The sequence below is a fragment of the Pseudovibrio sp. POLY-S9 genome, assembly GCF_001431305.1.
Taxonomy (GTDB): Bacteria; Pseudomonadota; Alphaproteobacteria; order Rhizobiales; family Stappiaceae; genus Pseudovibrio.
In genome coordinates, this window is sequence record NZ_LCWX01000260.1 from 131472 (window position 1) to 146991 (window position 15520).

General features: G+C 51.9%; 12 protein-coding genes and 2 tRNA genes. 8 read left to right on the forward strand and 6 right to left on the reverse strand.

The features are described 5' to 3' along the window. The first annotated feature begins 343 nt into the window (after nucleotides 1–343). From PPL9_RS29610 to PPL9_RS29620, 3 genes are all read left to right on the forward strand, one after another. Entirely contained in the window at nucleotides 344–1078 is a 735-nt protein-coding gene (locus tag PPL9_RS29610; RefSeq protein WP_208989724.1) for a L,D-transpeptidase, read from the forward strand. A 306-nt stretch (nucleotides 1079–1384) separates the two neighbouring features. Then, the gene (locus PPL9_RS29615; RefSeq protein ID WP_057466067.1) at nucleotides 1385–2764 is read left to right on the forward strand and encodes an efflux RND transporter periplasmic adaptor subunit; all 1380 of its coding nucleotides are present in this window, start codon (nucleotides 1385–1387) and stop codon (nucleotides 2762–2764) included. Nucleotides 2765–2787: 23 nt separating this feature from the next. Continuing rightward, nucleotides 2788–5946: an efflux RND transporter permease subunit gene (locus PPL9_RS29620; RefSeq protein WP_057466068.1), complete on the forward strand. Its 3159-nt coding sequence runs from the start codon at nucleotides 2788–2790 to the stop codon at nucleotides 5944–5946. A 6-nt stretch (nucleotides 5947–5952) separates the two neighbouring features. On the opposite strand, the gene PPL9_RS29625 is transcribed toward PPL9_RS29620, so the two are convergent. After that, a complete protein-coding gene (locus tag PPL9_RS29625) occupies nucleotides 5953–6300 on the reverse strand; it encodes a hypothetical protein (RefSeq protein ID WP_057466069.1) in 348 nt (115 codons plus the stop codon). A 248-nt stretch (nucleotides 6301–6548) separates the two neighbouring features. Between PPL9_RS29625 and PPL9_RS29630 the strand changes: the two genes are divergently transcribed. Further along, complete coding sequence (locus tag PPL9_RS29630; protein WP_057466070.1) at nucleotides 6549–6896, forward strand: hypothetical protein; 348 nt, start codon at nucleotides 6549–6551, stop codon at nucleotides 6894–6896. Between the two features lie 47 nt (nucleotides 6897–6943). Here PPL9_RS29630 and PPL9_RS29635 read toward each other — a convergent pair whose 3' ends face one another. Next, nucleotides 6944–7900: a nucleoside hydrolase gene (locus PPL9_RS29635; protein WP_057466071.1), complete on the reverse strand. Its 957-nt coding sequence runs from the start codon at nucleotides 7898–7900 to the stop codon at nucleotides 6944–6946. Between the two features lie 216 nt (nucleotides 7901–8116). Between PPL9_RS29635 and PPL9_RS29640 the strand changes: the two genes are divergently transcribed. After that, nucleotides 8117–9148: a DUF2817 domain-containing protein gene (locus PPL9_RS29640; RefSeq protein WP_082597176.1), complete on the forward strand. Its 1032-nt coding sequence runs from the start codon at nucleotides 8117–8119 to the stop codon at nucleotides 9146–9148. A gap of 7 nt (nucleotides 9149–9155) precedes the next feature. On the opposite strand, the gene PPL9_RS29645 is transcribed toward PPL9_RS29640, so the two are convergent. From PPL9_RS29645 to PPL9_RS29655, 3 genes are all read right to left on the reverse strand, one after another. Continuing rightward, nucleotides 9156–9887: an SDR family NAD(P)-dependent oxidoreductase gene (locus PPL9_RS29645; protein WP_057466072.1), complete on the reverse strand. Its 732-nt coding sequence runs from the start codon at nucleotides 9885–9887 to the stop codon at nucleotides 9156–9158. Nucleotides 9888–10007: 120 nt separating this feature from the next. Beyond that, nucleotides 10008–10081 (reverse strand) — tRNA-Gln (locus PPL9_RS29650). A gap of 59 nt (nucleotides 10082–10140) precedes the next feature. Continuing rightward, nucleotides 10141–10214, reverse strand: a tRNA-Gln gene (locus PPL9_RS29655). Between the two features lie 551 nt (nucleotides 10215–10765). Between PPL9_RS29655 and PPL9_RS29660 the strand changes: the two genes are divergently transcribed. After that, nucleotides 10766–12202: a Ppx/GppA phosphatase family protein gene (locus tag PPL9_RS29660; protein WP_057466073.1), complete on the forward strand. Its 1437-nt coding sequence runs from the start codon at nucleotides 10766–10768 to the stop codon at nucleotides 12200–12202. Beyond that, entirely contained in the window at nucleotides 12199–12900 is a 702-nt protein-coding gene (locus tag PPL9_RS29665) for an RlmE family RNA methyltransferase (RefSeq protein WP_057466074.1), read from the forward strand. Before PPL9_RS29660 ends, PPL9_RS29665 begins: the two co-directional genes overlap by 4 nt. Here the strand turns inward: PPL9_RS29665 and PPL9_RS29670 are convergent. Next, nucleotides 12866–14332: an MFS transporter gene (locus PPL9_RS29670; protein WP_082597177.1), complete on the reverse strand. Its 1467-nt coding sequence runs from the start codon at nucleotides 14330–14332 to the stop codon at nucleotides 12866–12868. The genes PPL9_RS29665 and PPL9_RS29670 overlap by 35 nt on opposite strands. Nucleotides 14333–14660: 328 nt before the next feature. Between PPL9_RS29670 and PPL9_RS34585 the strand changes: the two genes are divergently transcribed. Continuing rightward, a partial coding sequence (locus PPL9_RS34585; protein ID WP_244273506.1) for an IMP dehydrogenase occupies nucleotides 14661–15520 on the forward strand: 860 nt, incomplete at its 3' end.

The following is a 15520-nucleotide window of genomic DNA, read 5'->3' on the forward strand; positions in this document are numbered from 1 at the left end:
GCCATTGGCATGAACACCACAAGCCCTAACCGTTTCAAAAACTGAAGCCTTTGCCTCTCTTGCCTCAGGTGAGGGAGGTTTCTTCAACATCTGTAGAAAAGCCATCTTGTTCTTGAACTGGCCGCAATCCAGCCATTTGCAAGCCAGACACACCCTTTAAGGCCTTGTTGGTCGCACCCTTTGAATCCACATAGTGAATTGTGCATAGGTTCAAATTGTCGTGACCATCTGTCTTCCTCAATTAGTTATTGATAGAGACAAGTTAGAAACGCAAATCGACTGTGCGATATGTTTATTGCAGCATGCTCGGCAATCTAACTTAAGGAACAATAATAGGGTGACCATGAGCTTTTTAAGTACAACTGCCGAGAAGGCGAGGCATTGTAACAAAGGTAGTTTGTCCAGACGTGGTTTTGTAATCGGTACAGCAGCCCTCGCTTTGGCAGGCTGTCAGACAACCGGTGCTCCAAAACGCAAGACTGTGGCCGACCTTCGCCAGGATCCGTACTACAAGGCTGTTTATGGCCCGATGCCGGAAGAAAAATTCCCCATCCCTGCAGTCAACCTCAACCAGATCCCAGACGGTAAGTACCTCCGTCAGGTGGTGAACTACACCGGTCCGGAAATTGGCGGCACACTTGTTGTCGACCCATCCAACCGCTTCCTTTATCTGGTGCGTGGTGATGGCACTGCCATGCGCTATGGTGTCGGTGTAGGCCGTGCTGGCTTTAGCTGGAACGGCGATGCTGTCATCCAGTACAAACGTCAGTGGCCAAAATGGACGCCGCCAGCAGAGATGATCGCACGTCAGCCAGAACTTGAAGAGTTCCGCCATGGCATGGCGCCGGGTATTGAAAACCCGCTGGGCGCCCGTGCGCTTTACCTGTTCCAGAACGGCAAAGACACGTTGTACCGCCTGCACGGAACCAACGAGCACTGGTCAATCGGCAAAAACGTCTCAAGTGGCTGTATCCGCCTGCTCAACCAGGATGTGATTGACCTTTACAACCGCGTGCCAAATGGATCACGCGTTGTGGTGCGTCCGGCAGGTAACCCGGTGGAACCGCTCAGCGTTTAGCTAAATGTAGCATCGCGAAAATGACTGAAAGGCCTGATATCACTGTCAGGCCTTTTGTGCATCTGCCTCTGGAAAACGCGCGGGGCAGACCAAGGAAAGTGTAACGAACTGTAGCAAAACGCCGGTTCAGACAATGTCATTACGTTTTTACAAACTTCAAAATGCACATGTCTCACAAAAGCAATGTAAAACACTCTCAACTAATGTGTTCTTTCAAGCATGCTTGAATCGCCAAGAGGCTCCTCATTGATCCAGTGAGCCTGAATAGCCGTAAGTACTGCAAATTCTGGTAGGAGTTGGCTGTTAATGTCCCGTTCTAGACAGGCTGTAAAAGTTGGTCTGATCGCCGTCGTAGTTGGTATTGCAGGTTTATATATCGGTAAGCCGGTTCTGTTCTCCAAGCCTGTCCCCCTGTTCGCTTCCGTTGGACTAACGCTTTGGCCAACTGAGATGGCAGATGTCGCCGTGAAGGGCTCCGGCAACAAACAGCAGGGCAAGCGTGGAGGCGGAAAACGCGGCGGTGGTGGCAATCATGAAATTCTGGCTCGCGCCCGTAATGTGACCACAGGCGTAACCGATACATTTGTCCGCGCAATCGGCACAGGCCGTGCTGCCAAGATGACAGATCTCTACCCGGAAAGCTCTGGACGCATTCAGGAGCTGCCTTTCAAGGCAGGGACGCGCGTCTCTACAGGTGATGTTGTGCTGCGTCTGGATGATGCGGAAGAGAAACTGGCGGTCAACCGCGCCAAGCTTGCGCTTAAAGATGCTGAAGAGCAGGTTGAACGCTATGAAAAGCTGATGTCTTCGCAGACCATTTCGACAGTCCAGATGCAAAACGCTTTGCTCGCAACAAATCAGGCCCGACTGGATCTGGACAAAGCCAGTATCGATCTTGATCGCAGGCTTGTGAGAGCGCCATTTGAAGGTATTCTCGGCATCATGGATGTTGAAATCGGCGACTACGTAACCCAGTCTTCCCGCATCACAGGTCTGGACGATCGCTCAAGCATTCTGGTGGAATTTGTCGTACCAGAACGGTTTGCCAACAAGGTTAAACGTGGAGATACTGTTGAACTGCGCACAGAAGCGATGCCGGGGCATACATTCAGCGGTGAGCTGACGGCTCTGGAAAATCGCGTCAACTCCGAATCCCGCACATTGAAAGTACAGGCAACCGTAGCAAATCCTGACGATCTTCTGAGATCTGGGATCGCATTCGATGCTCGCGTCCAGTTGGAAGGGGATGAATGGCCATCCGTCCCGTCCATCGCGCTCAAATGGGATCGTTCCGGGCCGCATGTCTGGCTTGCTGAAAATGGTGAAGCTCTGCGAGCCGACGTAACTGTCATTGAGCGCAGCGCTGATCGCGTCTTGATTGAAGGTGAGGTAGAGTCAGGCGATATCGTTATAACTGAATCAGTGCGTGACTTGCGTCCGGGAACAAAAGTGACGCTTCAGGCTGAGCCTGGTTTTACGCTGATCAGCCCTGATGAACCAACCGCGCCACTCGTGAGTGAGACACAGACACCCAGTAATAAAACTGGGGTAAAGGGCAAAGGGCAGGGACGCGGGCAAGGCAAGAATAAGCCGGACACAGGCCAAACAGATAAGGGCGAACCAGTAAAAAGCTCTGGTTCCCAATCTGGAATATCGCCTGATGGCACGACGAAATCCAGCTCCTGAATGACCGACCCGAAGGTGTTTCTATGACAACCGATAAAAAATCGACACGGGAAAGTCACCTAAGCGGATTGTATGCCCTGTGTGTACGGCGTCCAGTTTTGGCAATTACCCTGAACCTTCTTATTATCGTAGCTGGTATCGCGGCGTTACTTGGCGTTGAAGTGCGGGAAATGCCAAATGTGGACCGGCCCGTTGTAACGGTCACGACCACATACTCCGGTGCGCCGCCAGAAGTTACGGATGCCGAGATAACCAGTGTGCTGGAAAAAGCGATCTCCCGCACCGCAGGCATCGAATCCATTTCATCCAATTCAAAATATGGTCGCAGCCGAATTACCGTTGAATTCAATGATGGTGTCGACGTCAGTGAAGCTGCCAATGATATCCGCGATGCTGTGAGCGGAGCGGGGCGTAATCTGCCAGAAGATGCAGATACTCCCGTTGTGGTGAAGGCAGACGCGGATGCCGATCCTGTCATGCGCGTTGTTGTAACTTCTGATGAAATGCGCATCGAAGAACTGAGCAAGTTTGTGGATGACGAGATCGTTGACCGCATCACGTCTGTACCGGGTGTTGCCAGTGTGGATCTGTATGGCTCTCAAACGCCCGTCTTCAAAGTTGCGATCAACGTGCAGGCAATGTCATCTCGCGGCCTGACACCTGACAATCTGCGCTCTGTTTTGGAAGAGCTTGCGCTTGATACTTCCGGCGGGTCGCTGGAAACGGGCGATCAGGAGCTCTTTGTTCGTGCAAACTCTGACGTGAAAACTGCCGAACAGATCGGTATGGTCAAGCTAAACGATACCACCCGAATTCGCGATATCGCGTTTGTGAGCTATGGGCCGGAACGCGCATCCTCTGGTGCGTTTTACAACGGTAAACGTGCTGTCGGCATGGGTATCATTCGCTCGGCAAACTCAAATACCATCGACATCTCCAACAACGTCCGCGCTGAAATTGAGCGCATGAAGGACCAGCTTCCAAAGGATGTTGAAGTCAACGTCAGCAGTGATGATGCAACGTTCATTGGTGGCGCGATCAAGGAAGTCGTGTTCTCGCTGTTCCTATCCACCAGCATTGTCATTGGTGTGATGCTGCTGTTCCTCGGTTCTATTCGAGTCACGCTTATTCCTGCTGTCACTGTTCCTGTTGCCTTGATTGGGGCTTTGGTTGGCATCTGGCTAGCGGGCTTTTCCGCAAACGTTTTGACGCTTCTGGCCCTTTTGCTGGCAACCGGCATGGTGGTTGATGATGCAATTGTGGTTCTGGAGAATATCTCCAAGCGCGTTCATAAAGGGCAGGGGCCGCGTGCTGCTGCGATCCTTGGTACGCGGGAGGTCTTCTTTGCAGTCATCACCACAACGGCCACGCTGGCTGCTGTGTTTATACCAATCTCATTCCTCCCGGGCAGTGTCGGCAAACTCTTCTCTGAGTTCGGCTTCGTGCTTGCAATCAGCGTGATGCTGTCGTCCTTCGTTGCGCTGACCCTTGCGCCGATGATGGCTTCTCGTCTGTTGCGAACGAAAAACTATGAGGACACGCACAAACCCTCTGCGACCTGGACTGTGATTTCCAGTATGGGGACCGCCATTGAGCGTTGGTACTCCAGCACGTTGGATTGGACATTGCGTCGTCCATTCATATTGCTGGGTGCAGCAACGCTCTTCGTCATTTTGGGAGCATCCCAATATACCTCACTGCCAAGACAGCTCACCCCGACTGAGGACAGATCTGTGATCTTCATGATTGCATCGACACCTCAAGGGGCAAGTTTGGACTACACCGCGGGCAAGATGAGCGAGTTGGAATATATCGCTCAGCCCTATGTTGAAAATGGCGAGGCCCGAAGCGTTATGAGTCTTGTAGGCATGGGGGGGCAGATCAATCGCGGCTTCCTTGTTATGTCTTTGAAAGACTGGGCAGAGCGAGATCGCAGTCAGCAGGAAATTGTCAACGAACTACAACGCAAGACCGCTAAAATCCCCGGCCTGAAGGTGCGTGTTGCTCAACCCAATACAATTGGAATTCGCGGCGCTGGGCAAGGACTTCGCTTTGCCGTGACCGGCACCAATTATGATGAATTGGCCGAAAATGCAGATGATATCGTTTCGGAGATGCAGGCCCGTTACGGCGACAAAGTTGGCTTTGCCTCCGTGTCCTATGAGACGACACAGCCGCAACTGTTGGTGAGTGTAGATAGAGAACGCGCAAATGATCTGGGACTGTCTTCCGACCGGATCGCCTCCAATCTGCGGATGCTGCTAGATGGCTCCTCAGTAGCAGACCTCTTCGTAGAGGATGACGGCATTCCAATGGTCATGGAAGCAGGTGGTCTACCATTGCGCTCTACCCGTGATTTGGAAAACATCTTCATCAAGAGTAAAGACGGCACCATGTTGCCGATGTCCTCTATTGTCTCCATTGAAGAAGAGGCCGTGGCACCAAGCTTGACGCGTGAAGAGCAGCAAAGAGCAGTCCCCGTCACCATCTCCATCAATGATGGTTATGATCTTGCGCAGGCAATCTCCGACATGAAGGAAGTTGCTGAGGAGGTCTTGCCGGAAGGCACAAATGTCACGCTTTTGAGTGAAGCAGCGGTTTTGGAGAAAACCACGTCCAACGTCTACATGACCTTCCTCTTTGCGATCCTGGTGGTCTTCCTTGTACTCGCTGCGCAGTTTGAAAGCTTCATGAGTGCCTTTGTCATTCTCTGCACAGTGCCCTTTGGCATTTCAGCGGCGATCATCTCCATTGGCCTGACGGGAGGGTCGATCAACGTCTACTCCCAGATCGGTATCATCTTGCTCGTTGGTTTGATGGCCAAGAACGGCATTCTCATTGTCGAATTTGCCAACACATTGCGGGAAGAGGGGCGTTCAGTTTTTGAAGCGATCCATGATGCATGCCTTATCCGCTTCCGCCCAGTTGTCATGACTGTGGTCTCTACGGTCCTTGGCGGTGTGCCGCTGGTCATGGCCTTTGGTGCAGGGGCAGAAGCGCGCATTGAGATGGGATGGGTAATCGTTGGTGGTTTAGGCTTTGCAACACTCTCCACACTCTTCGTGACACCAGCCGCCTACTTGCTGCTGATGCGCTTTACGAAGCCACGCAAAGCCAGTGAAGAAAAGTTGCACAGTGAGCTTGATAAAGCGCTGGGCACCACGAATACGCCAGCAGAATAGCTGCAGTTAAGGACAAGCCGAGATGATAACAATGCTTGCATTGCCTTCATCTCGGCATTTCTGCGCAAGATAAAAGATGTCCAGCCGCAGTGTGACCAGGTGGGAGTTTGCGCCCGGCTCGGTCGTCTCACTCACACGGTGGCCGAGATCTTGCGACAGCTCCAACTCAAAGAACGCTTCACTTTGAGAAAAGTAGGAGAGCAGCAAATCCAGATCGAGCGCCTCATTACCGGCGGCGTCAACGACACGGGTCTGGCGAAGCTTGTCGCGCCACATAAGCTCTCCGCAATTATCAAGAAATTGCTCGCAGGAGACCAGCTCGTCAAACAGTTGATGAACACTAGAACGAAGCATCTAATCTATACCCAGCCTTTCAGATGCAAATTGCAGAGCGAATTATAGTCCAAAGATCTGATTTCCCCTCAAAACCAAACGATAAAATTGAAGGCATGAGCCATTTGATTGCACAGCATCAGATCACTGAAGTCCACAATACCCCTCAATTGTCATAGAAATGCAATAAAGCGCATTGAGTGCGCCTTGGTCGTGGTATGCTTTGATTTTCCCTAATGGAATTAAAGGTGCGACCACGGAGAGAAATGATGCGCTCACTTAAGTTTTTGACGGTGATACTGACAGGTCTGTCGACAATGCTGATATCAGTCTCACTCGGTAATGCCTTGAGCATACAGCAATTGACAGAAGTGAGTGGACGAGCGGAAGTTGTCGATAAACGCCAGCTCAATATCTATCACCAACATGGGATTATACGCGTTGGTCTGATGTGGCCTGCGGAAAATCATTACTCTTTACGCCGACAGCTGGCGACCGCAGTCAAAGTGAAATGCCTGATGTTCGGATCTGAAGCATCTGCAAGCTGCGTTGCAATTGATAAGTTCGGGTCGCGCTGGATGCTCGGCAATACCAATCAGATGGCATTCACAAAGTAAGGTGCTTAAAAGCGCCGACAGACTGATGCTCTCGGCGCTTTCTAATTTTACTTATTGCTGGCGAACGTCTTCATCATGATGTCCACGAAGAGTGCCGCATTCGCATCAAAGGCCACTTTGCAATTGGCTTGTTTGGTGCCGCGGTGGTTCTTGTCAACAATCGTACGCCCAACAGTCAGCGCACCCTGTGTTTCAATGTCGACCGGGTACTCTCCCAGCGTAATCACGTCTGGCTGAATGAGATGTGCGATACAAAGCGCATCATGCACCGGTGCGCTGTGCTCAACATCCATCTTCTGGATCTTGTCGTGAATGCCAATGCGGTGGCCTGTACAAGCCGCCATTGCCTTACCAGCAGGCGTGCCCAGCTCATCAAACTGGCGGCATTGTGTTGCTGTCACCAGCGCTTTGTGTGTTGCATCCAGCGGCACCATGGTCAGCTTTTCAAAGCCAGCATTAAAGACTGCATAAGCAGCCTCTGGGTCAGCCCAGATGTTGAACTCCGCAGCAGGGGTCACATTGCCAACATCATGACCACCGCCCATGATCACGACTTCAGGAATGAGGTCCACCAACTTCGGCTCAACAGCCAGCGCTGCGGCAATGTTGGTGAGTGGCGCAACCGGAACCAGCGTGATTGGATCAGTCGCACTGCGGTAGGTCTCTACCAGATACTCAACGGCATGCTGCTTTTGTGCTTTTAAAGCGGTTTCTGGCAGAGGAAGATGCTTGCCGTGGATCTTCTCGGTCAGGTCGTTTTTGGTGCGTGGAGTTGGAAAGTCATTTCGTACCAGAGGCTTGTGACAGCCAGCATAAACCGGGATCTCAGGCTTGCCGATATAGTCGAGAACACGCAAGGAATTATCTGTGCAATAATGCAGCTCGGCATTCCCGTTCACAGTGGTTACACCAATTAGGTCAAGATCTTCATGCAAAGCAGCCAGCATAATGGCAACAGCATCATCCGTGCCCGTGTCCACATCTAGTATCAGTTTTCTTTTCATTATTCGCTCCCGGGAAGCTGATCGCTGCTAACTCTATGGGTGCGCAGCGGCAGTCTGATATGAAGACGCATCATCGCAATTGATTGAAAACTTGCATGTGATGCGAAAAAAAAGAGATAAGGAACAACAGACTAGATTATTCTTCCCGGGTCAATTAGGTGTGTAATGTAACTGCCGATATATCACAGCTTCATCCCGTTATTTGAAGAGTACATAATGCCTGCAAACCCCATTTTCTCTGAGGACTACTTCCAAGCTCAACAGCGTTTCATGGACCTGGCCAGTCGACTTGGATTTGAGACAGAGATCATCCCGCACCCAACCTTCAAGAGTGAAGAGGGACCTGTGCAGATGACTGTTGCTTTGCAAGGCAAGCCGGACAGTGAGCATGTGGTGTTCATCACCTCTGGCGTGCACGGAACGGAACTCACAGCGGGCTCTGGAATTCAGCTGGACTTGATGCAGCGCTATCTGGAGCAGCTGCCAGACAATACAAAAGTAGTCTGGGTGCACGCAGTTAATCCAGCTGGCTGCGCGATCTTTACGCGGACAGATGAGAACAACGTCGACAACAATCGCAACTCCATTAGTTTTGATGGAGACCTTCCTCAAAACCCGGACTATGAGGAGCTGCACACCGCCATTTGTGCGCCGCAGATCACAGGTGAGGAGTGGCAGGCTGCCAATGCCGAAATCAAAGCTTATACGGAAAAGAACGGGGCTGGCGCTCTGACGCAAAAAGTGTTGAAGGGGCAGTACACGGTCCCAATGGGTCTGTTCTATGGTGGGGAGGAAACCTCCTGGTCCACCAAAACCCTAAAGCAGGTCATTGTCTGTTATGGACAAGGCGCAAAACGTGCAACGATCATTGATCTGCACACTGGTGTTGGCCCCAGCGGCTTCTGTGAGGTGATGGACCTCAGTTCAAAGCCGGGTGAAGAGGCGGAGTGGAGCCTCATTGGTGGTTTCATGTGCGATACTTTGGACAGTTTGGATCTGGAGGTCCCACCAATTAAGCTGATCCTGGAGTTTGGCACCGTCCCATTTGAACAAGTGCTGGACGCTCATCGCCGAGACAACTGGCTGAAACGCAATCGGGACACTGTCGCCCCAGAGCTGGCCGCTGAAATCAGGCAGGAGCTCAAGGATGCGCTCTTTGTTGATACACAAGAGTGGTGCGAAGCACTCCTGACGCAAAGCCGCGATGTGTTTGAACAGTACGTTCTGAAAGCTACTGTCGACGCTTAATGACCGCTCAGGGTGCGATTTCAGTCCCGTCATAGGCCAGGCATTTACCGGTTTGGGACTGATCCACCTTACTGATCACATCCAGCAACATTGCAGCGGACTGCTTTGGCTGCATCAACTGGCTTTCTTGAATGCCGCGTTGAAACGGTTTTGATAGGGAGCTATCCACCGTGCCCGGATGCATGCCAATAATGACAGAGCTTTGATGCGTGCGCTGCATCTCAATCGCAGCGCACCTGATGAGCATGTTAAGGGCTGCTTTTGAGGCCCGGTACGAATACCATCCCCCAAGATAATTATCAGAAATGCTGCCAACGCGTGCTGAAATGGCTGCAAAAACAGCCCTCTTGTGCTTGGGTAACAGTGGCAGAAAGTACTTCATGATCATCGCTGGTAAGATCGTGTTCGTGCAATATGTTTCTTCCATTCCGGCGTAGGTGAGAGCGCGGATAGTTTTTTCAGGTTTCGTGGTGGTGCTGTGAAGCTGCCCCGTGGCCACGAAAATCAGATCCAGCCCACCAGCTGCTTTAATTGCATCTGCACTGGCATTGAGCCCTTCCGGATCCTCTAATGAGAAAGTTCGACTTTCAACACGTTCATGGGCTGGGATGCGCTCTAAAGAACGGGCAAAACAAAACACAGTCGCCGTGTGATAGCGATCAAGGCAATCATTGATAAAAGCAGAGCCAATCGCGCCGCTGGCACCAAAAACGGCAATCCGTTTGGGAGAAAAGGGCATGGCAGGGCCTCTGCAAGCGTTGAAGACGCAAGCAGTGTTCTTGAGGGACACAAAGCCGTCAATCAGCGGAATATGAGAGCCGCTCAGGCAATCTGATTAGATATAATGTATGGAAGAAAATGGCTGGGGATCCTGGACTCGAACCAGGACCGACGGAGTCAGAGTCCGCTGTTCTACCATTAAACTAATCCCCAGCAGAACAGGAGGGAAGTGTTCCCTACCTGGCAGTTGAAGCTTTTGATACGTGAGTAATTGGCTGGGGATCCTGGACTCGAACCAGGACCGACGGAGTCAGAGTCCGCTGTTCTACCATTAAACTAATCCCCAGCAATAACAGCACGTTAGCTACTGCCAACCAACAAAGTGAAGCAAGCTGCTCAATTCGTCGGTGAGAGGGCTTTTAGTGTTCGGACTGGATCTTGTCAACTTGGTTCTCATGAGTTTTAACAAAATCAGTGGGCTAAGCGGATTTCATGCCCTTCTCTTGTGAATAAGGGCATGGCTCTGCGTGTTTATGCGCAAATGTGCTCTGGTTATGGCACGGCTGTATCAACTCCGACCACCGGCGAGCCGATTTGTAAGCCTCTGGAGTTTCCTGCAATTTGAGAGAATTCGTTTAAATTTAGGACTGTACCATTCAAATGGGGCGATTGCTGTTTGCCATGAAACTGTTACAATGTTGCCAACTTAAAATGACTTCAGTCCAGATCGCATTTAGATGCCTCAAGGACTGCACAAAGGCATAGCACTTGAAGAAAACGGGTGAGCGGTCCTCTTCGGATGGAGCGAGAACGCCCGGCGTCCCGGGAAGCTCGAAAAAGGGCAGACGGAAGCAACGCCATAGAAAGCGCCAGGGTGGTGACGCCAAAAATGCGTCTTTGCACCGCGCTGAAGCTGGTCATTCTGCTGGGATTGCGGAAGAGGCCGACAGTTCTCGTCCTGAAGGCGCCAAGCGGCAGAGGAAAGCACGTCGCGCAAAGCCTAATCGGGCAGAAAGACGTGCGCTCCTAAACCAGAAACTACATGCGCCCGTTGTCAATATTGATCCGGGCGGCACATCAGTAGAAGTTATACAACCTGCTCCTGCACCTAAGGAGGAGGCCAAAACGCATGGGTCATCGCAGGCCAGACAGTCAGGGCCTGTAGAGCAACAATCTCCGCGTCCTTCTCCAGGCTACAGATCTCGCGAAAATGATGCAAACCGACGCTATCATCATGCGGATACGCGTGGTGATGGGACGCATCGTTTTCCTTCGCGCCACAGGCATCAGGCGGCAGGGTCTCAGGAACTTTACGCAGCTTTGGATCTGGGCACCAACAATTGTCGTTTGTTGATTGCCAGACCAGAGCAGCGCGGGTTTCGCGTTGTCGATGCCTACTCCAAGATTGTACGCTTGGGGGAGGGGGTCGGGCGTAACCGGAAACTCTCCGATGACGCCATTTCTCGAGCCATTGAGGCCTTGCAGGTTTGTCAGCAAAAGATTTCCGAGCGCGGCGTTCAGCGGGCTCGGCTCATTGCGACCGAGGCCTGTCGGGCAGCTGAAAATGGTGAGGAGTTTGTCAGCCGCGCAAAGAAAGAGGCAGGGCTGGAGCTTGAGATTGTTAGTCAGGAGACTGAAGCACGCTTAGCCGTTGCAGGGTGTGTTTCTCTGGTCGATCCTGAGGCTGACGGTGTTCTGCTTTTCGATATTGGGGGCGGGTCCTCTGAGATTGTCTGGCTCGATCTGCGCAACAGATATGGTGCGCGGGGATATGCGCTGACGCGCTTTGTCAGAACATGGACGTCTCTGCCTCTAGGTGTCGTAAATCTGGCAGAAAGACACGGCGGCGTGCACGTTACGCCAGATGTTTTTGAAGCCATGGTTGGTGATGTCTCGCAGAGATTGGAGAATTTCCCTCTTGGCAATGAACTCTCCCGTGCTATAGAGCGCGGAAATGTCCATATGCTGGGAACATCCGGGACGGTGACCACATTGGCCGGGGTCCACTTGGGTCTTAAACGCTATGATCGCCGCCGCGTTGATGGAGCATGGATGGAACAGGAAGATGTTTCAGCCATGATTAACCAGCTTTTGAATATGTCCTACCAAGAACGGGTAGAAAACCCTTGTATTGGTGAGGACCGAGCCGATTTGGTGCTAGCAGGTTGCGCAATTTTGGAAGGAATACGCCGCAGATGGCCTTGTCAGCGTTTACGTGTTGCTGACAGAGGACTGCGAGAAGGTATTTTGATGGAGATGATGGCTGCAGACAAAGTCTGGAGCAACTCCAACCATAAGCGCCGGCGCACCCCTAGAAAGGAATATAACAGATGAGCGGCAACTCAAGTGGTCGTGGATCAGGTGATCGGGGCATGTTTCAGCGCGTGAAAACTGCGCGTAAACGGTCCAACTCTTCAACGCTCTGGCTGCAGCGCCAGCTGAATGATCCGTACGTCCGCCGTGCCAAGGTCGATGGTTATCGCTCCAGGGCGGCCTACAAGCTGATCGAGATCAATGAGAAGCATGAAATCCTGAAGCCGGGTATGCGCGTGGTCGATCTGGGGTGTGCCCCGGGTGGCTGGTCACAGCTGACTGCGCCAATTGTCGGCTCTATGGATGATGAGCCACTGGTGGTCGGGATTGATTATCTTGAAGTTGAACCGATCCCGGGTGTTGTGATCCTTCAAAAAGACTTTCTGGATGATGATGCTCCTGATGAGTTGATGAAAGCGCTCGGCGGGCATCGTCCCGATCTGGTGATGTCAGACATGGCGGCACCGACAACAGGTCATCGTCAGACAGACCACCTGCGTACGACTTATTTGTTTGAGATCGCGATCGATTTTGCTCGTCAGAACCTGAACGAAGGCGGCGCATTCCTATCCAAGGTGTTTGCTGGAGGCGCTGAGGCAAAGCTGCTTCAAGATCTGAAAAAGGAATTTAAGTCGGTGGTGCATATCAAACCACCAGCGAGCCGCAAAGGCAGCCCTGAGATGTTCATTCTCGCCAAGGGCTACAGAGGGTCAAAATAGTTTTCAAAAAGGCTGGTTTCGACCAGCCTTTTTTATTATGCAAATGTGCCTGTTTATCCACCTTGTTCTTTCCAAGATTGACAGGGAGGAACCAGAAAAACAGAACAGGCAGCAATGCAAACAGACCAGTGCAAACGGAAAGCCAGATAAAATCAGGCCCGGTGAGTATGGGCTCTTCTGTGATATTCTGTCGAACATGCAAAATGGCTGCAGCAAAACCAACCGCCAGTGAAATGGACAGTTGCTGAACCAGCCCTGCAAAGCTCACACCCTGATTAACAAGACATCTGGTCAGATCTGCATAGCTTGCTGTGTTAGCAGATGTGAACACAAGGCTTCGTGTGAAGCCTGTGAGCAGGATAAGGAGTGTGACTGCTGCAAGTGACTTGGTAAGCCAGACAAAGCCCACAGCCAGCGTTAATACGGAAAGAGCAATGGTGCAGGGCAGCAGGACGCCACGAAAGCCGAATGTTTTGATCAATCGGTGAGCGACCACGCGTGAAAGTAGGGCACCTATGGCAGCAGCCCCCATGAGAAGGCCGGTTGTCAAGCTATCTAAGCCCATAGGGATTTGCAGGATGAGTGGCATCACAAACGCAAAGGAAGCGACGCCGATACGCAATGGGACAGCTGCATAGGTCGAGACACGGTAGCTGAGGTTTGTGAAGAGCTTCAGATCAATCACTGGATGGGGAGCACGCCGCGCATGCCAATTAAAGATCAGGGCGAATGATAAACTTGCCGCAAAAAGGCCAAGAGGAATAAATGCATCGCCTGTGATCTTCGTTAGATTAGCAATCCCAGCCAGGAGTGATGCGGCAGTACTTCCGAGCAAAATGAACCCCGGAAAATCGAAGGGCACCTTGTTCTTACGCCTGTAATCGCGAAAGTAAAAGCTGCTCATTGCGCCAACGGCAATGCAAACCGGCACATTGATCAAAAAGATCCAACGCCAATTGAGATAATGAACAATGATGCCGCCCAGAAAGGGGCCAAAGGCAATTCCGAATGCAGCGGGCGTGACGACCCAAACCATCGCTTGCACAAGGTTCTTCGTGCCTGCCATGCGGATGACTGTCAGGCGTCCAATCGGCATCAGAAAGGCTCCGGCAAATCCCTGAATTGCCCGGGCAATCAAAAGATGGGTCAGATTGCTTGAAAGAGCGCAAGCCACCGACATGCTCATAAACAGGAGCGCTGCACCAACGAACAATCGTTTTGAGCCGAAGCGGTCAGCTGCCCAGCCAGAAATGGGAATAAACACCGCTAATGTGAGCTGATAGAGCGATATGGTCATATGCAACGAAAGTGGATTGATTTTCAGGTCGCGGGCGATAGTGGGGATCGCGACTCCAAGCACTGTGGCGTCCAGCTGCACCAGCAAAAGCGTCATGCCAACGATCACAGTCGTCATGCGGAGGCGGTGCGGCATACTCAGAGCTTTCCGGTCTGAAATCACTCAGGGGTGTCTGTTGAGGCCTCTGAGTATTTCTGAAGGGGTTTGTTCTCGAAAGCTGACCCTAAAGGAACTCGGTCTACCAACACTCATCGGTGATACTGGCAATTTTGTAAAATCAATGTGGTGAGGCTCAAATATGCAATCCGCGGCCTGAAATTGATAAATGCCCCTTTTCAAATCGCAAAAGCCGTGGTAGTGACCCGCGTCAACTTCTCTATCTTTTCAGACAACTCTGCAGTCAAATCCACTTGAGCAGGGAGTGGGTCAGGGCGGTCTATATTCATCCGAAGGGAACTTGGCAATGCCTACATTTTACGAACCATCTTCAGGTCACGAAGCGCTGACTTTTGATGATGTTCTGCTCCTTCCAGGGCATTCTGAGATCATGCCAGCGCAGGTCGAACTGCACTCGCGAATCTCTCGCAATCTTCATTTGCATTTGCCTATCCTCTCTTCCGCAATGGACACAGTGACAGAAGCGCGCCTGGCGATTGCTATGGCGCAGGCTGGTGGCCTCGGTATCATCCACAAGAACATGACACCAGAGCGTCAGGCCGAAGAAGTCCGTCAGGTGAAGAAATTCGAGAGCGGCATGGTCGTCAATCCATTGGTGATTGGTCCCGATGCAACTCTGGAAGACGCTCTCAATCTGATGGAAGCGCACAAGATCTCCGGTGTGCCAGTGGTTGAAAACGGTGGTCGCGGCGGCACTGCCACAGGTCGCCTCGTTGGTATTCTGACCAACCGCGACGTACGCTTTGCCTCAAACCCCGAGCAGCTGGTTTGTGAACTGATGACCCGCGACAACCTGATCACAGTGCGTGACAATGTTCGTCAGGATGAAGCTAAGCGTCTATTGCACCAACACCGTATCGAAAAGCTTTTGGTGGTTGATGAGAACCAATATTGTGTTGGTCTTATCACCGTAAAAGACATGGAAAAGGCGCAGCTCAATCCGAATGCATCCAAGGATGTGCAGGGCCGTCTTCTGTCTGGCGCAGCAACCAGCGTAGGTGAAGATGGCATGCGCCGCGCTGAGGCCCTGATTGAGGCCGACGTGGATCTTCTGGTTGTCGATACCGCGCACGGTCATTCGCAAGCTGTAATTGATCAGGTAGCTGCAATCAAGAAGCGCTTTCCGAGTGTAGAGCTGGTGGCTGG